This window comes from Citricoccus alkalitolerans (genome assembly GCF_039528175.1).
GTDB classification, from domain to species: Bacteria; Actinomycetota; Actinomycetes; order Actinomycetales; family Micrococcaceae; genus Citricoccus; species Citricoccus alkalitolerans.
In genome coordinates this window covers 330304-350160 of sequence record NZ_BAAALH010000001.1, presented here as the reverse complement: position 1 = coordinate 350160, position 19857 = coordinate 330304, and the positions used below count along the sequence as shown (strand labels likewise).

The 19857-nt window shown below is 68.5% G+C and carries 17 protein-coding genes; 8 read left to right on the top strand and 9 right to left on the bottom strand.

Annotated features, from left to right (window positions below):
- Window positions 1–65: 65 nt before the first annotated feature.
- Window positions 66–1985: a DNA primase gene (gene dnaG / locus ABD134_RS01510; protein WP_344226070.1), complete on the bottom strand. Its 1920-nt coding sequence runs from the start codon at window positions 1983–1985 to the stop codon at window positions 66–68.
- A 135-nt stretch (window positions 1986–2120) separates the two neighbouring features.
- The gene (locus tag ABD134_RS01505; protein WP_344226068.1) at window positions 2121–3548 is read right to left on the bottom strand and encodes an MFS transporter; all 1428 of its coding nucleotides are present in this window, start codon (window positions 3546–3548) and stop codon (window positions 2121–2123) included.
- Window positions 3549–3769: 221 nt separating this feature from the next.
- On the opposite strand from ABD134_RS01505, the gene ABD134_RS01500 reads away from it, so the two are divergent.
- Window positions 3770–4486 (top strand): DNA alkylation repair protein, encoded by a 717-nt coding sequence (locus ABD134_RS01500; RefSeq protein WP_344226066.1) that lies wholly within the window; start codon window positions 3770–3772, stop codon window positions 4484–4486.
- On the opposite strand, the gene ABD134_RS01495 is transcribed toward ABD134_RS01500, so the two are convergent.
- Window positions 4487–5773 (bottom strand): deoxyguanosinetriphosphate triphosphohydrolase, encoded by a 1287-nt coding sequence (locus ABD134_RS01495; RefSeq protein ID WP_344227601.1) that lies wholly within the window; start codon window positions 5771–5773, stop codon window positions 4487–4489. It abuts the gene before it with no gap.
- A 94-nt stretch (window positions 5774–5867) separates the two neighbouring features.
- The gene (gene dusB / locus ABD134_RS01490; RefSeq protein ID WP_344226064.1) at window positions 5868–7076 is read right to left on the bottom strand and encodes a tRNA dihydrouridine synthase DusB; all 1209 of its coding nucleotides are present in this window, start codon (window positions 7074–7076) and stop codon (window positions 5868–5870) included.
- A 112-nt stretch (window positions 7077–7188) separates the two neighbouring features.
- On the opposite strand from dusB, the gene ABD134_RS01485 reads away from it, so the two are divergent.
- Together ABD134_RS01485 and ABD134_RS01480 are read left to right on the top strand one after the other, a co-directional pair.
- Entirely contained in the window at window positions 7189–8208 is a 1020-nt protein-coding gene (locus ABD134_RS01485; protein ID WP_344226062.1) for an LLM class flavin-dependent oxidoreductase, read from the top strand.
- Between the two features lie 14 nt (window positions 8209–8222).
- Complete coding sequence (locus tag ABD134_RS01480; RefSeq protein WP_344226061.1) at window positions 8223–9401, top strand: hypothetical protein; 1179 nt, start codon at window positions 8223–8225, stop codon at window positions 9399–9401.
- Between the two features lie 15 nt (window positions 9402–9416).
- Here ABD134_RS01480 and ABD134_RS01475 read toward each other — a convergent pair whose 3' ends face one another.
- From ABD134_RS01475 to ABD134_RS01460, 4 genes are read right to left on the bottom strand one after another with little or no spacing between them, the layout of a single operon-like run.
- Entirely contained in the window at window positions 9417–9986 is a 570-nt protein-coding gene (locus ABD134_RS01475; protein ID WP_344226059.1) for a cysteine hydrolase family protein, read from the bottom strand.
- A complete protein-coding gene (locus ABD134_RS01470; RefSeq protein ID WP_344226057.1) occupies window positions 9983–11329 on the bottom strand; it encodes a YibE/F family protein in 1347 nt (448 codons plus the stop codon). Before ABD134_RS01470 ends, ABD134_RS01475 begins: the two co-directional genes overlap by 4 nt.
- On the bottom strand, window positions 11319–12398 hold the full coding sequence (locus ABD134_RS01465) for a GNAT family N-acetyltransferase (RefSeq protein WP_344226055.1): 1080 nt from the start codon (window positions 12396–12398) through the stop codon (window positions 11319–11321). The genes ABD134_RS01470 and ABD134_RS01465 overlap by 11 nt, the downstream gene beginning before the upstream one ends.
- A gap of 14 nt (window positions 12399–12412) precedes the next feature.
- Complete coding sequence (locus ABD134_RS01460) at window positions 12413–13804, bottom strand: glycine--tRNA ligase (RefSeq protein ID WP_344226053.1); 1392 nt, start codon at window positions 13802–13804, stop codon at window positions 12413–12415.
- Between the two features lie 160 nt (window positions 13805–13964).
- On the opposite strand from ABD134_RS01460, the gene ABD134_RS01455 reads away from it, so the two are divergent.
- Window positions 13965–14252 carry an RNA-binding S4 domain-containing protein gene (locus ABD134_RS01455; protein ID WP_344226051.1) on the top strand — a complete coding sequence of 96 codons (288 nt, stop codon included), beginning with the start codon at window positions 13965–13967 and terminating at the stop codon, window positions 14250–14252.
- Between the two features lie 22 nt (window positions 14253–14274).
- Here ABD134_RS01455 and ABD134_RS01450 read toward each other — a convergent pair whose 3' ends face one another.
- Window positions 14275–15018: an alpha/beta hydrolase gene (locus ABD134_RS01450; protein WP_344226048.1), complete on the bottom strand. Its 744-nt coding sequence runs from the start codon at window positions 15016–15018 to the stop codon at window positions 14275–14277.
- Between the two features lie 85 nt (window positions 15019–15103).
- Between ABD134_RS01450 and ABD134_RS01445 the strand changes: the two genes are divergently transcribed.
- From ABD134_RS01445 to ABD134_RS01430, 4 genes are all read left to right on the top strand, one after another.
- Window positions 15104–15961: an SGNH/GDSL hydrolase family protein gene (locus ABD134_RS01445; RefSeq protein ID WP_344226046.1), complete on the top strand. Its 858-nt coding sequence runs from the start codon at window positions 15104–15106 to the stop codon at window positions 15959–15961.
- 183 nt (window positions 15962–16144) lie between these two features.
- Window positions 16145–16924, top strand: a complete 780-nt coding sequence (locus ABD134_RS01440; RefSeq protein WP_344226044.1) for an alpha/beta fold hydrolase — start codon at window positions 16145–16147, stop codon at window positions 16922–16924.
- Window positions 16911–18590, top strand: a complete 1680-nt coding sequence (locus tag ABD134_RS01435; RefSeq protein WP_344226042.1) for a LuxR C-terminal-related transcriptional regulator — start codon at window positions 16911–16913, stop codon at window positions 18588–18590. The genes ABD134_RS01440 and ABD134_RS01435 overlap by 14 nt, the downstream gene beginning before the upstream one ends.
- A 92-nt stretch (window positions 18591–18682) precedes the next feature.
- The gene (locus ABD134_RS01430; protein ID WP_344226040.1) at window positions 18683–19807 is read left to right on the top strand and encodes a class I SAM-dependent methyltransferase; all 1125 of its coding nucleotides are present in this window, start codon (window positions 18683–18685) and stop codon (window positions 19805–19807) included.
- Window positions 19808–19857 lie beyond the last annotated feature (50 nt).

Sequence of the window (19857 nt, the reverse complement as noted above, 5' to 3'; positions counted from 1 at the left end):
CCCTGCGTGCCCGGTTCGACGGGCGGTGGGTTGCAGGCATGGCCCCGGCCACCTGCCGCCGGGAATCAGTCCCGGGCGCGCAGGGATCGGCGCTTCATCTCCAAGTCCACCAGCTGGCGGTTCAGCGCGGCGAACTCCGCCGGGTCACCCTGGGGACCCAAGCGCTGCAGCCGGCCCATGAGGTCACCCTTCTGATGGGTGATCTGCAGCTCGAACAGCCGGTTCATGATGTCCCGGCAGTATCGCACCAGGTCCTCCGACGTCCGGGCTGGCAACGGCGTCACGGCCAGTTCGCTGACGAGTGACCCCAGTTCGACCGGAACCTCCTGACGGACCTGCTCCACCCACTGTGACGGGGTGGCACCGGCCATGCCGGCAGCACGGATTCCGGAGTGGACGACGGCGTAGGCGGGCACCTTGAAGTCAGCGGCGTAGAACGCCTGCCACTGCTCCGCCGAGAGCAGGGTGGGCTGCTGGAGCACCACCTCGAGGGCCTCCTTCTCCATGCGGGCCGCCGGATCGCGCGCGTCCGGGCGCTGGAAGCCCGGCCCCGCTCCCCCGGGCCGACCAGCGTCGCCGTCGGCGCCGTCGGTGCCGTGGCCAACCGACCGGCCGTCACCGGACTGTCCCCGGCGCTGCCCCGACGCCGGCGAGGCCGCCGCTCGCTGCGCGCTCTGCACGGCGCGGTGCACGGTGGCCGGCTCCATGCCGAGCCAACCGGCCAGCTCACGCTCATAGCCGGGGCGGACGACGGAGTCGCGGATGCCGGCGACGATGGGGGCGGCATGACGTAGGGCACCGGTGCGGCCCTCCACGGTGTCCAGGTTGAAATTCTTCATCCCCGCCTTGATGGCGAACTCGAACAGCGGGCGGCGCGAGTCGATCAGCGCCACGACCGCCTCCGGTCCCTTGTCCTGGCGCAGATCACACGGGTCCATCCCGGACGGTTCCACGGCAACGAAGGTCTTGGCGAGGAACTTGTTGTCCTCCTCGAAGGCCCGTAGTGCGGCCTTCTGCCCCGCAGCGTCCCCATCGAAGGTGAAGATGATCTCCCCACCCGTGCCGTCGTCCGAGATCAGCCGGCGGGCGATCTTGACGTGGTCCGAGCCGAAGGCGGTGCCACAGGTGGCGACGGCGGTGTCCACCCCGGACAGGTGGGCGGCCATGACATCCGTGTAGCCCTCGACGACCACGAGTTGGCGTTTCTTGGCGATGTTCCGTTTGGCCAGGTCGATCCCGTAGAGCACCTGGGACTTCTTGTAGAGACCGGTCTCCGGGGTGTTGAGGTATTTGGGGCCGGGATCGTCCTCGAAGAGCTTGCGGGCGCCGAACCCGATGGTCGCGCCGGTCATGTCCCTGATAGGCCAGACCAGTCGGCCCCGGAAGCGGTCATAGATGCCGCGCTGGCCTTCGGAGAACAACCCCGTGAGCCTCAGCTCGTCCTCACGGAAGCCCTTGCGCTGGAGGTGCTTGAGCAGGTTGTCCCAGCCCTGCGGGGCGTAGCCGACACCGAAGTGTTGGGCATGCTCGGCAGTGAAGCCGCGGCCGGCGAGGAACTGTTGGGCGGTCGCCGCACCGGTGGTGCCGAGCTGGTTCCGGAAATACTCGTCCGCGATCTTGTTGGCCTCGAGCAGCCGTTGGCGGCGGCCCACCTGTTCCTTGTCCGGACCGGAGCCGCCGTCCTCGTAGTGCAGCTCGATGTTGGCCCTCGCGGCCAGCCGCTCGACGGTTTCGGCGAAGGTGGTGTGCTCCATCTTCATCAGGAACGCGATGGCATCGCCGGACTCCCCACAGCCGAAGCAGTGATAGGTGCCGACCGAGGGGCGGACGTGGAAGGAGGGGCTGCGCTCATCGTGGAAGGGGCACAGGCCCTTGTAGGATCCGACGCCGGCGCTGCGCAGCGTCACGAAGGCATCCACGACTTCTTTGAGGTCCGACCGCTCGCGGACAAGATCGATGTCCTCGCGTTTGATCAGGCCTGCCATGCAGACAGTCTAGTGCTGGTCCGCCGCCATCCAGACGACAGCGGACCAGCCCGTGGATGAAACCGACGGGCTGGTCCGCTGTGCAGTTGAGATGCGGCGCTGAGCGCCTGACGAGACCATGGGTCTCGGTGGTGACTAGATCCCGACCGGGGTGCGACCGGGCTGGTCGGTGGCCTGGCCGGCGTCGTGAGTGGTGCTGTTGGTGCCGTTGAAGTCCTGATCCGGCTTGCCCTTACCCTGGCCGCGGCGCATGGTGCGCATGCCGGACACGGCCACACCACCCAGTGCCCCTGCCACGGCGAAGCCGAAGAAGCCCCAGGGGTAGGCGATGCCGGCGGCCACGAGGGTGCCGCCCATGATCGGGCCGGAGATGGCACCGAGGCGCCCCACACCGGCGGCCATGCCCAGCGCGGTGCCGCGGACCTTCGGCGGGTAGTTGGTCGCGGCGAAGGCGTAGACGAGGTTCTGGGCGGAGAACACGAAGCAACCGGTGAGGAAGATCATCACGTAGATGCCAAGCAGCGGCAGCTTGATGGCCAGGGCGGCCAACAGGACGGCCGAGCCGATGAACCAGAGGATGGCGGCGTTGCGCGGGGTGATGGCATCGCCGACCTTGCCGGCGACGATCAGGCCGATCACGGCGCCGGCATTGAGGACCACGAGGAAGCCGAGGGAATTGCCGAGGTCGTAGTCGGCCTCGCGCATGATCTGCGGCAGCCAGGTGTTCAGGCCGTAGACGAGCAGGAGGCCCATGAAGGAGGCGATCCACATGAAGATGGTGTTGCGGCGGTACGTGGCAGACAGCAGCAGAGCAGCGCCCTGCTTCTCGTGGTCGGCCCGCTCCGGGTTGGCGTGCGCGAAGGCGCGCTCGGGCTCCTCCTCGATCTCCACGCCATAGTGCTCGGCCACCCGGCGGGCCTCCTCCAGGCGGCCCTGGGAGATCAGGAAGTCCGGGGACTCCGGCAGGTAGCGCCACATCAGCGGCACCAGGATCAGGGCCGGCAGGCCGCCGATGAAGAACATCTCACGCCAGCCTGAGACGGTCTCGCTGGCGGCCCAGATGGCCAGCAGCGCGGTGATCACGGCACCCACGTGGTAGCCGGTCATCATCAGGGTGGTGGCGTTGGAACCCTTCTTGTGGCCGGCGAACTCGGTGACCATGGAGATGCCGGTGGGGAGGCAGCCGCCCAGGCCGAGGCCGGCCAGGAAGCGCAGGACGCCGATGGTGGTGGCGTCCTGGGCGAAGCCGGTGACGAAGGTCAGGATGGAGAAGGCGATCACGGCGCCGATCAGCAGCTTGCGGCGGCCGAACTTGTCCGTCAGCCACCCCATTCCGAGGGCGCCGATCATCATGCCGACCAGGCCGGCGGTGGCGATCACGGTGCCGGTGCCGTTGTCGATGTCCATGGAGGCATCCGAGGTGAGCGTGGGCATGGTGGCACCGAGGACGACGGCGTCGAAGCCGTCGAGCAGGACGGCGAACCAGCACAGGGGCGCGACCCAGTTGCGTCCGCGCAACACGAGTGAGGCGGACCCGGAACGGGCGGGGGTGGACGTGGCCATGGGACCTCCGAGATGAGACGGGCCAGGAGTTCGCGGGCGGCCGGACTGAGTCCTGCGCCATGGGGGTCCATGACGGCGCTCACACGATCGGTGAACACTCTACCGTACGTATACGTAGGTTTGTATCGGTGATCACAGGTCCGAAGACACCCTTCCGCGCCCGGTCGTAGGCTGGGACCGACCGTTAGTCCGTTCTATTGACCCGATTCGTCAGGAATGTCATGGCCACCACCGGCGCTCCCACCATCGCCCCCACCGTGGAGGCGGTGCGGGCTGAACTCACCGCCCTCGAGGACCCTGCCATGCGGGCGGCGAACGAGAAGCGCGGGGATGACCATGGGGTGAACCTGACGAAGCTCCGTGCGGTCGCGAAGGCCGTCAAGACCGATCCGGCGTCCAAGCAGCGGTTGGCCAGAGACCTCTGGGCCACCGGCGACTCCGCCTCGCGGCTGGTCGCCCTGCTGATCTGCTCGCCGAAGAAGTGCACCCGGGATGAGCTGGACGAGATGATGCGCCAGGCCCGTGTGCCCAAGGTCCACGACTGGCTGGTGAACTATGTGGCCAAGAAGAGCGCGCATCTCGAGGACCTGCGCCTGGCCTGGTTAGGGGATGCGGACGAGCTCGTGGCGAGCGCCGGCTGGGACCTGAACAGCCACCAGGTGTACAAGAGGCCAGAGGTGCTGGACCTGCCCGGCCTCCTGGACGCCATCGAGGCGCAGATGAAGGACGCCCCGAAAGACCTGCAATGGGCCATGAACAACACGCTGGCGGCGATCGGGATCGAGAACCCGGACCTTCGTCCCCGGGCCCTGGCCATCGGTGAGCGCCTCGAGGTGCTCAAGGACTACCCCACGCCCCCGAATTGCACCTCCCCATTCGCCCCGATCTGGATCACCGAGATCGTCCGGCGGAACGGAGAGGCGTCGGCGAAGCAGTAGTCAGACCCAACTGCGGCGGAACTGCTCGCCGCGTACCAGGGTGGCATGCCATTCGATGGCGGTGGAGTCCGTCAGCGAGGCGACCTGGTCGATCACCGCGCGGCGGCGTCCCCGGTCATCGGCGGCCTCACGCCAGTCCCCGGCGAACATCGGGTCGAGGTATCTCTCCCCGGTCTCCCAGAACAGCTCCACCAGTTCGGTGAGGATCTCGCGCTGGCGCGCGTAGAGGGGCTGACGGGCGTCGGAGCTCATGACGTAGGCGGCGGCAATGCCCTTCATGGTCGCGATCTCGATGTCGGTGTCCTCGGGGATCACCACGTCCGCGTCGTGGCGGGTGAGGGGCTCGTTGCCGAAGACCTCACGGGTCGCATCGAACGCAGCATTGGAGAACCGGCCGATGAGCTGGCTCGTCATGTCCTTCAGGGCGGCGCGGGAGCGGCGGGTGCCGTCCGCCTCGGTGACCCAGACGTCCGTGGCCTCGAGCCGGGCAAGGGCGGCCTCGACTGCGTCGGAGTCGGTGTCCGGCAGGTACCACTGGCGTGTGCGCTCGATGACGAGGGCCCGGTGCTCCGGGTCGGTGAGCCAGTTGAGTTGGAACTGGCCGTTGACGATCCCGTCCTCCACATCATGCACCGAGTAGGAGATGTCATCCGCCAGGTCCATGACCTGGGCCTCCATCGATTTCACCGTCTTCCGGATTCCGGTGGCGCCACGGCGGAACCATTCGAACACGGGCAGGTCGTCCGCGTAGACGCCGAACTTGCGGGTGGGCTCCCCGTCCGACTTCAGCGGCGCCTCATCCCTGGTCCACGGGTACTTACAGGCGGCGTCGAGGGACGCGCGGGTGAGGTTGAGTCCGGCGGAGCGGCCGTCCTCGAAGAACTTCTTGGTCTCCAGCCGGGCGAGCAACCTCAGGGTCTGGGCATTGCCCTCGAACCCACCGATGTCCTGGCTCAGCGCATCCAGGGCCTTCTCCCCGTTGTGCCCGAACGGCGGGTGCCCCAGGTCATGGGACAGGCACGCCGCGTCCACCACATCCGGATCGCAGCCCAGCGACCGCCCGAGCTCGCGGCCCACCTGTGCCACCTCGAGGGAGTGTGTCAGCCGGGTGCGGGCGAAATCATCCTCGTCCGGGGCGACCACCTGGGTTTTGGCTCCGAGCCGGCGCAGGGCCGAGGAATGCAGGATCCGGGCCCGGTCCCGTTCGAAGTCCGAGCGGTAGGAGCTCTTGGGCGGCTCCGGCAGCCAGCGATCCCGGTCCTGCGGCGCATATCCAGGCAATTCCATCGGCCGACCCGCGTAGGGCGGCCGGCCTTCGGCGCCGAAGAGCACCGCCTGATGATGCCGGACCCGCCGGGCAGGCACCGAGAACGACGCCGGCTCAGCCACCGGAGACGTCCAGCTCGGCCGCCTGGATCAGCGCCTTCTGCTCGGCGTTCAGCTCCCGGGAGTCCAGCCAGCCCTCGGGCAAGTGGGGGCGCTTGGGTGAACCGGCGCGCCCGCGCGGCCCCTCGGCGTCAGGCCCGGGGTACGGTGCGTGCGGGTCGAGTTCGTCCAGCAGCTCGCGCAGGGTGGCCAGGTCCGGAACCTGGGCGAGCCGTGCACGCAGTTCACCGCCCACCTGGTAGCCCTTGAAGTACCAGGCCACGTGCTTGCGGACGTCCCGCAGGGCCTTGCCCTCGTCCCCGCCGAACGTGTCCACCAGCAGCTCGGCATGGCGGTAGAAGGTGTCGGCGACCTTGGCCAACCCCGGGCGGAAGCGCTCGTCCGACCCCTCGAAGGCGTTCTGCAGGTCCCCGAAGAGCCACGGCCGGCCCTGGCAGCCGCGGCCGACGACGACCCCGTCCACCCCGGTCTGCCGAACCATCGCGATGGCGTCCTCGGCACTCCAGATGTCCCCGTTGCCCAGGACCGGGATGTCCGGCAGGGCCTCACGCAACCGGGCGATGGCTTCCCAGTCGGCCTGGCCGGAGTAGTGCTGTTCCATGGTGCGCCCGTGGAGGGCCACGGCGGCGACGCCCAGGGACCGGGCGGTGCGGCCGGCGTCGAGGTAGGTCAGGTGGTCCTCGTCGATGCCGCGGCGCATCTTGACGGTGACCGGGATGTCCCTCTTGGAGGCCTCCCGCACGGCCGCACCGATGATGGAGGCGAACAGTTCCGTCTTCCAGGGCAGGGCGGAGCCGCCGCCGCGCTTGGTGACCTTCGGGACGGGACAACCGAAGTTCAGGTCGATGTGGTCCGCACGGTCCTCCTCCACGAGCATCCGCACGGCCTGGCCGGTGGTGACGGGGTCCACCGAGTAGAGCTGGACGGAGCGCGGGGTCTCATCCGGATCGTGGTGGATGATCCGCATGGATTCCGCCCGGCGCTCCACCAGCGCCCGGGCAGTCACCATCTCGGAGACGTACAGTCCCCCGCCGTATTCACGGCAGAGCCGCCGGAAAGCGTTGTTGGTGATGCCGGCCATGGGGGCCAGCACCACGGGGGTCTCGACGGTCAGCGGGCCCAGCTGCAGGGCGGGCAGGTTCAATCGCTCTGGAGTCTGGGCCGCGGGTTCGGTGCGCTGGGAAGCGTCGGTCACGGCAGTCATTCCACTCATTATCCCAGAACGGCCCGGCTTCCGCTGGCTCCCTCCACCGGTAGAGGCCAACCCCACAGGCCAACGCTGGAAGAACCCCGGTCACCGTGATGTTCTTGCAGTCATGAAGAAGATCGGATTCCTGAATTTCGGGCACTGGAGCTCCGTGCCCGGCTCGCGCACCCCGGACGCCGGGGCCACCCTGGCCCAGACCATCGAGATGGCCGTGGCCGCTGAGGAAGCCGGTCTGGACGGAGCCTGGATCCGTTCCCACCACTTCCAGAACATGCTCTCCGCACCCTTCCCCCTGCTGGCAGCCATGGGAGCGGCCACGACGACCATCGATCTGGGCACGGGCGTGATCGACCTGCGGTACGAGAACCCCCTCTACATGGCCGAGGAGGCGGCGACGGCGGATCTCATCTCCGGCGGCCGGCTCCAGTTGGGCATCTCCCGCGGCTCCCCCGAGGCCGCCCGGGACGGGCAGCACCAATTCGGCTACGACCTTCAGCCGGGCCAGTCCTGGTCCGAGCTCGCCCAGGCCCGCGGTGAGCGCTTCCGGGACGCCGTCTCGGGCGGGCTCGTGGCCCATGCCGATCCGGATTCCGGCTGGGCCCAGCCCGGCCAGGAGATGCTCTCCATCCAGCCCCAGTCCCCGGGACTGGTGAACCGCGTCTGGTGGGGTTCCGGTAACACCGTCTCCGGTGTCCGGGCGGGAGAGCAGGGCTACAACCTGCTTTCCTCCACCCTGCTGCTGCAGGACGACGGCCGGCCCTTCCACGTCCAGCAGGCCGACCAGATCGCCCAGTACCGGCGGGCCTATGCCGCCTCCGACCACACGACCGGCGGGATGGCGGCGGTGACCCGTTCGGTGTTCCCGATCGTCTCCGCACAGGACGACATGTACTTCGGCGGCCGCCGCGAGAGCTCGGACTCCTCCGGCCACCTGGAGGGCGGCAAGGCCCGTAGCGGCCCGACGTATTCCGGCACCTTCGACGAGGTGGTGGACCTGCTGCGCGCCGACGAGGCTGTGCAGGCCGCCGACTACGTGCTGATGGCCAACCCGAACCAGCTTGGGGTGGAGTACAACGCGCACCTGTTCACGCAGTGGGCCGAGGTGGCGAGGGCACTGGGCTGGAAGTGAAGTAGCTTTTAAGCATGGATCTCTGGGTCATCATGCTCCTCGTGCTGGCGGTGATGGTCGGGCTCGGCGGATGGGCCGCAGTGGTCGCCATCCAACGCCACATCCTGACCGGACGGCAGGACCGGTGGCGTGCCCTGGAGAGCCGATTCAACCAGGTAACCCTGGACGCCGACCGCTACGAGCGCAGCCCGGACGACGCGCTGGCCGCCCCCGGCTGGCTGGATCGGTCCAGCCCCGTGGTCCGGGGCTTCTCCGGCACCCTCAAGCGCGCCCAGAAGGATCGGGCCGAGCTGGAGAGATCGGTCTCCCGGGCGCCGGGCCGCGCCGGACGGGAGATCGGCGGCGGGAGCCGTGATCCGGCGTCGGGCCTGGATCCCACCGAGCAGGACCTGCAGGAGTTCGAGTTGCTCGTCGAACGCCTGGAGGACGCCTATCGGGATACCGACCGCGCCGTGCGGTCCGTGGGCTGGACCCGACCGGGAACGATGCAGGTGCCCCATCCCCAGTTCCTCTTGGACCCGCGGTGGGGACGGTCCGCTGTGCTCCCCCGCCTGGGCTCGCTCGAGCAGGCCAGCGCCGCGCGGTCCGTGAAGGAGTTCCTCGACGCCGCCTACCCCCTCCGCCGGGAGACTGCCCTGAAAGCCCTGCGGGAACGCAGTGGAGGGGCCGGCCACTCGCACCGCGCCCAGAAGGCTCTCGACCAGTTGATCCAGACCCGCCGGTACACCGCCGACCACCACGGCTTCCTGTGGCCCGGCTCCACGGCGGTCGAGCACTGGGGCGTCTACCGCACCTTCGGCCGCGAAGCGGACGTCAGCATCCAGGACATCCCCCCGGTGGAGGTCGCCAACGCTCTGTGGGCCCTGCTGCCAGCGGACCGGGGAATGCCGGACGAGGAACTGCTCGAACTGGCCCAGCAGCACCTGGCGCTGACCGCCGGCTTCACGTCCGGTCTCACCCAGAGTCTCAACGACGGCATCGCCCGCGGGCTGAAGAGCCTGCCCGAAGGCGTGCAGCGGACCATCAACGGCGCTGTGCCCCACGGCGTCTTCTTACCGACCTCCGCCCCGAAGATCCGGCAATTGCTCAGCGAGGGCCTGCACGAGGGGCTCGTGACCGGCCGTCTGCAGCGGCAACCCGACGGGCTCGTCCGCCGGCTGCGGAGTGGCTGGCCCAGCACCTACCGGCGGTAGCCCACCGGGTGGAACTCAAGCGTCTGCCGTGAGCAGCCGCTCCAGGTCCGGACGGTTGAGGATCTGCTGACGCAGCGTCCCGGAGAGGCCCTCCAACATTGGCCAGCCGGTCTCCGCCTCCGCCGAGGCGATGGCCTGGCGTGCGTAGACCACGCGGAAGTCGTGGGCGAAGGCGTCACGTCCGGTCGCCGCCACACACGATTCAGCCAGCACTCCGGCCAGGATGACGGTCCGGGCACCGACGGTCCTCAGCTGCTGGGCCAGGGTGGTCCCGTGGAAGGCGCTGTCCCGGATCTTCTCCAGGTGCGTGGCCGGTTCCAGATTCAGGCCCTCCAGCAACCGGACTTCGGGCGTCCCGGGGAAGTTGAAGCCCTGGTCGTCCTCGAGCATCTTCAATGTCCAGGTCGATGTGTCCCTCGCATGCACGGTGCTGACCACGAAGACGGGGACGCGGGCCTGGCGGGCGAGTCCTGCCAGCCGGTTGGACTCCGCCACCATCAGTTCACGGTCGTCCCGGGACGAAGGGTCCTCGAAGAAGCCCTCCTGCAGATCGATGAAGACCACGGCGGTCGAAAGCTCAGTCATGCGTCCAGCTTAGAGGCGGGCGACCGGGTAACCGGCGCCGCGACGGACTTCGCCACCGCCACCGCTATGCCCGTGGTGATCGGGATCGCCAGCACCAGCCCGATCGAGCCGACGAGGATCCGCACGATCTCCTCGACGAGTTCCCCGGACATCAGAGTGTCCCAGAGGCTGCGGTCGTAGAGGGAGACCACCATCAGTACTGGCAGGGCGGCTCCGGCGTACGCGAAGGCGATCGTGTACACGGTGGAGGCGATGTGGTCTCGGCCGATGCGCATCCCGGAGGCGAACAGTTCCCGCTTGGACACCGCCGGGTTCGCAGCCTGCAACTCCCAGACGGCGGAGGCCTGGGTGATCGTGACGTCGTTGAGCACCCCGAGCCCGGCCACGAGCAGCCCGCACAGCACGATCCCGGACAGCCGCACCTCCGGGGCCACCGTGGCCAGCACATAGGAGTACTCGTCCCCGAGGCCGGTGAGATACGCCGCGTCCGTCCCCCACAACGCCAGCACGGCGGTGAGGGCCAGGCCGATCAGGGTACCCAGCAACGCGGTGGTGGTCCGCAACGAGAACCCGTGTGCGAAGTACAGCACCACGAGCATGATCAGGCAGCAGCCGACCAGCCCGATCCACAGCGGTGGACCGCCCTCCAGCAGTGCCGGGAACATGAAGCCGAACAGCACCGAGAACGCCAGGCCGAGGCCCACGATGGCCCGCAACCCCCGCCAACGGGCCACGGCCACCACCACCAGGGCGTACAGCAGTGCCAGCACCACCACAGGGAAGGTCCGTTCGAAGTCCACGAACACATAGTCGGACTCCCCGCCCGCGCCGGTGTCCCCGCCTGGCAGCTCACTCAGGTCCAGGGCCTTGAGCCGGTCCCCCACCTCCACGTCCATGGAGGCACTGATCGATGTCGGGATGGGCACCACCGCACTGTCGGTGCCCCCGCCGTCCGGATCCACCACGGCATCCACGCATGCCACGTGTGCGGCCGAGGGGTCCCCGGCCATCCCGCCCGTGGGGGTCTCCAGGGTCCCGCCCTCCGGGCCACAGTCCCGGGGCTGAAGCTCGGTGACGGTGCCCGTGACCATGGTGATGCCCTGCGAGGTGCCGTAGGGGTCAGCCAGGGAGAGCTCCTGGTGGGATCCGGACGGCCAGAGGGCGATCATCGCCGCGATCAACACCACGGTCAGTGGGCCGAGGATCGCTGCGAGGGCAACGATCACTCGCCGGCGGCCGGACCCGTCCGTCCCGGTCAGTGCCTCGTCGGCACCGGGGCCCGCCGGGAGGCCGTGACCGTGGCCAGGCTCAGAGCCGTGTCCAGCGCCGTGTTCAGGAGGCATCGGGCACGTCGGTGGCCCAGATCCGCGTGTCCAGCAGCACGCGGGCGTGGCCGGTGGCGAGCAGCTGGTCGAGGATCGGGGTGAGGATGTCCATGGAGTCGTCCAACTCGAGCTGGACCGGGTACTGCGTGGTCAGCAGGGCCAACAGCGAGGCGGCCGCCGCCTGGGCGTCCACCGAGGCCAGTTCCGGGTTCCAGCCCAGCAGCACATCGGTGGGATCCTCGGTGCGCTCGGGCGTGTAGGAGATGGCGAAGGCGTCGATCCCTCCCCCCTGGGTCTTCGGCTTCGAGCGCAGCACCACCGCTCCGGAGGCGCCGGTGGCAGGGCCGAGCAGCAGCTGCTGGGCCTGGCCGATGCTCAGATCGGACGGGTCCCAGCCATGCGTGGCCGCGTAGAACTCAGCCACCGCCTGCGTCAACTCCACCGAACCCGTCGCCAGGTCCTCCACGGCCAGCCCGGTGCCGTCCAGTTCCGGCGCCTTGATGACCCCGGGCCCGACGGCGATGCGCCGGGAGCGTTGCAGCGGCGCGAATCCCTGCCCCGCCAGGAAGGGCTCGGCCGCGTGCTCCACCGGACCACCGGCCAGGTCCAACTGCGCGCCCGCAACGGCGGACGCCGACGCTGCACCGGCGCCGTCCGAGCCGGCACGGTCAGCCGCGGAGTCCGGCAACGCAGCCGACGTCACCGCGAAGCGCGTCTTGAGCTCCGTGGTCGCCAGCTTCCCCTCCGCCCGGGCGGTCTCAGCCTCGGCGCGCAATGCGGCCAGCAGTGCGGTGGCGAGGCCACGGCCCCGCAGCTCGCGTGCCGTCTCGGCGTAGAACCAGAGCCGCTGGGGGTGCACGGATGATGCATACACCACCGCGGCGGCGACCGGTATGCCCTCGTCCTCCGCCACCAGGCACCGGGCCCAGGGCGCGTCGGAGGAGGGCCGCAGCATGGCGCGGTCCTGATGGTGCTGGGCATCGGTGGGGTCGCCCCACAACTCCAGGAGCCGCAGGTCGTCTCCCTCGGCCCACGGCCGCAGGGAGACGCCCGCCGGGAGCTGGGGGCCGGCGTCGGGAACGGTCATCTGTACCCCTCCCCTTACTTGGACAGCCGCTCGAACAACCAGCCGCGCACCTGGTCCAGGGACACGCGCTCCTGGGACATGGAGTCGCGTTCGCGGATGGTGACGGCCTGGTCCTCGAGGGAGTCGAAGTCCACGGTGATGCAGAACGGGGTGCCGATCTCGTCCTGGCGGCGGTAGCGGCGGCCGATCGCGCCGGCGTCGTCATAGTCGATGTTCCACACGCCCCGGAGCTCATCCGCCAGGCGCTTGGCGGTGGGCACGAGCTCCTCCTTGCGGGAGAGCGGCAGGACGGCGGCCTTGACCGGGGCCAGCCGAGGATCGAGGCCAAGCACCGTGCGCACATCGGTGCCACCCTTGGTGTTGGGCGCCTCCTCCTCGCGGTAGGAGTCCACCAGGAAGGCCATCATGGACCGCGTGAGGCCGAAGGACGGCTCGATCACGTACGGGGTGTAGCGCTCCCCCGAGGTCTGGTCGAAGTACTGCATCTTCGTGCCGGAGGCCTCGGTGTGGGAGTTGAGGTCAAAATCCGTGCGGTTGGCGATGCCCATGAGCTCGCCCCACTCGGAGCCGGCGAAGCCGAACTTGTACTCCAGGTCGATCGTGGCATCGGAGTAGTGGGCGCGTTCACCGTCCGGGACATCGAAGCGGCGCATGTTGTCCGGGTTGATGCCCAGATCGATGAACCAGTTCCAGCAGGCCTCCACCCAGGTGTTGAAGTGCTCCGTGGCAGCCTCGGGGTGGGTGAAGTACTCGATCTCCATCTGCTCGAACTCGCGGGTGCGGAAGATGAAGTTGCCCGGGGTGATCTCGTTGCGGAAGGCCTTGCCGATCTGGCCGATGCCGAACGGGGGCTTGCGCCGGGCGGCGTTGACCACGTTGAGGAAGTTCACGAAGATGCCCTGGGCGGTCTCGGGGCGCAGGTAGTGCAGGCCCTCCTCGTTGTCCACTGGACCCAGGAACGTCTTCATCAGCCCGGAGAACATCTGCGGCTCGGTCCAGGACCCGCGGGTGCCGCAGTCGGGACAGGCGATCTCGTCCATGCCACCGATCCCGCCCGTGGGGGCCCGGCCCTTCTTGGCCACGAAGCCCTCGATGAGATGGTCCTGGCGGTGGCGCTTGTGGCAGGACGTGCACTCGACCAGCGGGTCGGTGAAGGTGGCCACGTGACCGGAGGCATTCCACACGGCTGAGGGCAGGATGATGGCGGAGTCGAGGCCGACCATGTCCTCACGGCCGCGCACGAAGGTGTTCCACCACTGGGTCTTGATGTTGTCCTTGAGCTCCACGCCCAGGGGCCCGTAGTCCCACGCAGAGCGGGAGCCGCCGTAGATCTCTCCGGCCTGGAACACGAAGCCGCGTCGCTTCGCGAGGGAGATGACCTGATCGAGGGTGGTCTTGGGGGCCATGGGGGCATCACATCCGTGTCTGTTACTTCGGCCGCTGGCTGCGGTCAGCGCACTGGAGCCGGCGCGCGTGGCACGCCGGCGTTCGGGTTACCGAGCCAGTCTAGGTCCCCTGCGTGCCGTGGCTGGTGCACCGGCACGGATCTCGGGCCACAATGGAGGTATGTCCGAACACCCGAATCCCGAGACCCCTGACCGTCATCGCCGCGCCCCCGAGGCCCCGTCCGCCCATCCGGCACCGCTGGAGATCCGCGACGGCATGATCCGGTTGGGTCAGGCTCTGAAACTGGCCAACCTGGTGGAGGACGGGGCGGACGCCCGTGCGGTGATCGAGGCCGGCCTGGTCCAGGTCAACGGGGATCCGGAGACCCGGCGCGGCCGCCAGCTGCACCCCGGGGACGTGTTCGAGTTCTCCGGCGAGGCCGTGAAGGTGGTCCCGTCCGGGAGTTGACGGCGCTGAATTCTTGCGGGGCCTATTTCACCACGTAGTCCAGGAACTCCCCCACGTGGCGCAGCTCCTGCGGGCCGATGCCGTGGCCGATCCCCGCGTAGAGGACCTTGGTCATGTCCACGTACTCGTTCATCCAGGAATGCGTGTACTCGATCTTGTCCGGGGTGATGACCGGGTCGGCCTGGTCGCGGCCCCAGAACACGGGCGGTTTGACCGCCTTGACGGCCTCGTCATCGAAGAATCCGGCCAGCGGGCCGGCACCGGACACCTCCGCGGGCACGACTCCGGCTGCCGGTGGTGCGGATTCGGCACCGGGCGCCATGGTCGGATCGATGGCGAATCCCGAGAGCCCGACGACGCAGGCATAGGCCTGCGGTTCCCGGCGCAGCAGCGAGGTGGCCATCGCCATGCCCATGGAGAACCCCAGCAGGGAGGTGCTCGCGAAGTTCGCCCGCTGGGCCGTCACCCACTCCTGGAGGTCCTCGATGGCGGCCCGCACCGCCAGCGGTGACGACTGCAGGGAATTGGTCAGCGGAAACCACGTGTAGCCACCGTGATCCATGACCAGTGGCGCCCGGACGGAGGCAATCGTGAATTTCTCCGGCAGTTCCGGAACGATCCCGAACAGGTCGTTCTCGTCCGCACCGTAACCGTGCAGCACTACGAGCAGGTGTGTTCCCCCGCGTTCAGACTCGGGCCGGGACCAACGCACGAACGGTTCGATGGGCTCGGAGTGGGACGGGGCGGGAGTCTGCTGTTCGGTCATGATTCCAGCGTAGGCGAGGAGCCCTGGTGAGTACTGTCACTACTGCGAAGTGACCGACGGGTAACCAGGCCTTTAGGATCGTGGCATGTCTGGTTCCCCGGCTTCGTCGCATTCCGATGCTCCCCTGCACCCGATCCATCCCTGGCGCCGCTTCGTGGCTCTGGGCGACTCGTTCACCGAGGGCATCGGCGACCCTGACCCGCAACATCCCGGCTACCACCGCGGTTGGGCGGACCGCGTGGCCGAGGAGCTCGCCCACCGTGTCCCGGACAGCGAGCACTTCTCCTATGCCAACTTTGCGATCCGCGGCCGGCTGATCGACCAGATCGCCACCGAGCAGACCACACCGGCCCTCAAGCTGAATCCGGACCTCGTCACCCTCTGCGCCGGCGGGAACGACGTGATCCGCCCGGGCGGGGACCCGGATGTGATCGCCGAGAAACTCGACGATCTCGTCGGGAACCTCGCCGCCAGCGGGGCCACCGTGGTGCTCTTCACCGGCCCTGACGTCCGGGACACCCCCGTGATGGGCCGCATCCGCGGCAAGGTGGCGATCTACAACGAGAACGTGCACACCGTGGCCCTGCGGCACGACGCCGTGGTCGCGGACCTGTGGGCCCTGCGAGAGCTGATCCGGAAGGAGACGTGGGCCGAGGACCGGCTGCACTTCTCCCCCCTCGGCCACCACACGATCACCTCCATGGTGCTGGAGACCCTCAATGTCCCCCATGACCTGGTGCCGCTGGAGCCGAAGCCACCGGTGCCGCGCACGTGGCGTCAGGCCCGGACCGAGGACGTGCTCTGGGCTCGTTCACATCTGATGCCCTGGGTACTGCGGCGGTTGCGGCGCCAGTCCTCCGGGGACGGACTGTCCCCGAAACGGCCACTCGCTGAGCCGATGTTCGGGCACCCTATGCCCCAGGGCACGGAGATCCCTGAGTAGCTGGGCCTGGGACGGCGATCGTCGGCGTCGAGGACTCCCGCCGCTGGGGGCCTGGTGAGATAATTCACGCCCGGGGGTGAATCCCTCGCGCCTCTCAGGAAGTCTCTTCATGTCACCGACACCTGTCCCCTCCTGCCGTCCCCCGGCGGAGTCCGAGAACCGCGACCTCCACACGGCGCCTTCATGAGCTCTGTTGATGGGCGGTCGGCTCTGGCCTACGACGCCGCGGGTTCCGGAGAGGCGATCCTCCTTCTTCATGCCTCCGCCGGCGACCGCCGCATGTGGGATCCCCAGTGGCCGGGGCTCCTGGACTCCGGACGCTGCTTAGTTCGGTGCGACTTCCGCGGCTACGGGCAGTCGCCCGTGCCCACGGAAACGGGAAGTGATGCCGAGGACGTCGTGGACCTGCTGGATGCACTGGGCGTACGGAAGGCTGCCGTGGTGGGGGCCTCCTTCGGGGGCGGGGTCGCGCTGGAAATCGCGGCCCGATGGCCCGAACGGATCCACGCTCTGGTCCTGCTGTGCACCGTCTCTCCGTTCCATCCGCCCACGGGAGAACTGAATACCTTCGACGAACAGGAGGAAGCCCTACTCGAGGCCGGCAGACTCCATGAGGCCGTGGAACTCAACGTCCGTACCTGGCTGGGTCCGGAAGCCGATGCGAGTGCCCGCGATCTCGTACGCCGGATGCAGCGACAGTCCTATGAAGTCCAACTGGCTGCCCCGGAGGTCGCGCCGGTGACGGCGGAGTTCGAGCTCTCACGCGTCTGGGCACGCACCCTGGTGGTGACCGGTCAACAGGATATGGGCTATTTTCGCCGCGCGGGTGAGGAACTGGCGGCCCGTCTCACCGACGCGACCTGGGTGGACCTTGCATGGGCCGGCCACCTGCCGAACCTCGAGCGACCGGAGCAGATCCTGGCCCTGCTGGTCGAGTTCCTGGATTCTGATGGCCCAGAATGAGGTCCTGCTGACTGCGGCGCGTGAGGCGTATGCCCGCGGCGAGTGGGACTGTGCCCTCCGGGACCTCGCACAGGCACGATCCCAGGGCCGGCTGTCCACTCACGACCTGGACCTCCTGGGCAGTACCCAGTGGTGGGTGGGGGAGGTCGCGGAGTCTCTGGCCGTCTCCGAGGAGGTCTATCACCGGTACCAGGACGACGGGGACGAACTGCAGGCGGCCATGAAGGCACTGAGCCTGGGTCTGCTGTGGTTCGTCCGGGGAGAGCTGACCATTGCCTCGGGATGGGCCAGTCGTGCCCGGCGCCTGCTCAAGGACCTCCCGGAATGCCCCGAGCGCGGGTACCTGCTGTACCTTGACTCGGTCATCTCCCTGGACTTCAACGATCTGGAGCCCACCCGCCGGTCCGCCCTCCGGCTGGAGGACATGGGCCGGCGGCTGCAGGCACCCGAGCTGACCTCGTTCAGCCTCGTGCTGTCCGGCCTGGCAGAGGTGTGGCGGGGAGATCCCACGCTCGGGTTCGCCTACCTCGACGAGGCCATGTTGCCCGTCCTCGCCGGGCAGCTGCCGCCGGAATGGGCGGGCGACGTCTACTGCACCGTGATTCACGTCTGCCATCTGCTGGCCGACCTGCCACGCATGCACGCCTGGACGAAGGCCACCGAGCAGTGGTGCCGCCAATTCCAGGGCGAGGTGGTCTACTCCGGAATCTGCCGTGTGCACCGGCTGCAGCTGTTGTGCGTCGAAGGCCATTGGAGGCAGGCTGAGGATGCTATTGAGCGCAGCGGATCGGAGCTCATCGGCCGCAACAACTGGGTGGCCGGCGAGGCCTACTACCAGCTCGGCGAGATACGCAGGCTTCGCGGCGACGGTGCCGGCGCCCAGGCCGCCTACGATCAGGCGCAACAGCTCGGCACCGATCCGCAACCCGGTGCATCGTTGCTTCGGCACGCGGAAGGACACTCTGAGGAGGCCTGGACCGGCCTCCACGCCGCACTGTCCGGACGGGATCGGTTGACCGGGGCTGGATTGGTGAGGGCCGGAGTCACCCTCGCACTGGCCGTGGGCCGTCTGGACGAGGCGGAACGACTGTGCGTCGAGCTCGAGGCCACCGCCGCCACCTTCGGGACCACGGGGTTCCGGGCTTGGGCGGCGCATGCGCGAGGCAGCGTTCTGGTGGCACAGTCCCGGTTCGCCGAGGCGCTGCCCGTATTGTCCGCTGCAGCAGCCGACTACGCTACCTTGCGCGCCCGCTATGAGGGTGCCGTGATCCGCGAACTGCTTGCTCGGGCACACGCCGGCCTGGGCGAGGACGGTACAGCGGCCGCCGCCCGGTCCCAGGCGTTGTCCATCTACCGTGCTCTCGGTGCGGATCCGGACGCCCAACGGCTCGAAAGCGGACCCCTGCCCGGTGGCCTCACCGCACGCGAGGCCGATGTCCTCTCGCTCATCGCCTCCGGCGCCAGCGACAAGGCAGCCGCAGAGGCACTGTTCATCAGCCGGAAGACGGTCAGTCGGCATCTGACCAATATCTTTGCCAAGATCGGTGTCTCCTCGCGGACCGCTGCGGCGGCGTGGGCCTTTGAACACGGACTGCATCGAATGCCCCATATCGTCCGCGGGAAGATGGGTATTGCTCCCGATGTGACGCCGGACACGCGTCCGTAGCGTAGGTGGTACCAGAAGGACGCGCTTCCCGAACAGGGGATGATCCCCCGTTCCTGCGACTTCACCAACCCATCTCTTCCGAAGGACGAACCGTGACCACGCAACTCACTTCCAGTCACCTCCCTGCCGGGACCCCTCTTGCGGCTGCCGCCTCACCGCCCGACCCCACCGCGTCGGCCGCCTTTGCCGGCCGCTGCGTCGGCATCATGAACCAGGCGGCCATCGCCCTGCTCACCAGCGTCGGGCACCAGACCGGTCTCTTCGAACTGCTGGCTGCGCATCCTGGCACCACGAGCCAGCAACTCGCGGAGGCCGGCGATCTCAACGAGCGCTACGTCCGAGAGTGGCTGGGAGGAATGGTGACGGCAGACTTCGTCCGCTACGACCCGGTCTCGGGCACCCACGTACTGCCACCTGAGCACGCCTCCGTCCTGACCCTGGCAGCGGGGCCGAACAACATGGCCCATCTCATGCAGTACATCGGGATGATGGGAGACGTGGAGCAGCAGATCGTCGATCGGTTCCACACAGGCGGCGGCCTGTCCTACGCGGACTACCCGAACTTCCACCGGACCATGGCCCAGGAGAGTGCCGTGGTGAACGACGCGTCCCTGGTCGACGGTATCCTTCCCCTGGTCGATGGTCTACCGGATCGGCTGGCCCTTGGGATCGACGTGGCCGACGTCGGCTGCGGTTCCGGCCACGCAGTGAACCTCATGGCCGCCGCCTACCCCGCGAGCCGGTTCACCGGCTACGACTTCTCCGAAGCGGCCATAGCCACGGCACGTGACGAGGCCGCGGCCGGAGGCCTGGCGAATGCGCGGTTCGAGGTGCTTGACGTGGCTGAGCTGGACGTCGTGGGCGGGTTCGACGCCGTCACGGCCTTCGACGCGATCCACGACCAGGCCCATCCTGCCTTGGTCTTGGCCAATATCCGCCGTTCTCTGCGACCGGCAGGGGTCTTCCTGATGGTCGACATCAAGGCCGAGAGCCAGGTGGAGGACAACATCGAGCTCCCGTGGGCCAGCTACCTGTACGCCATGTCGATGTTCCACTGCATGAGCGTCTCCCTCGGGCTCGGCGGCGACGGCCTGGGCACCGTGTGGGGCCGGCAGGTGGCGCAGCGGATGGTCACCGAGGCGGGCTTCGCCAGCGTCGAGGCCAAGGACATCGAGACGGATCCGTTCAACACGTACTACGTGGCCCGGCTGAACTGATCCGGCTCCGCAGACCCCGGCCCTGTAGGTTTCGAAGCGACGGCTTCGGA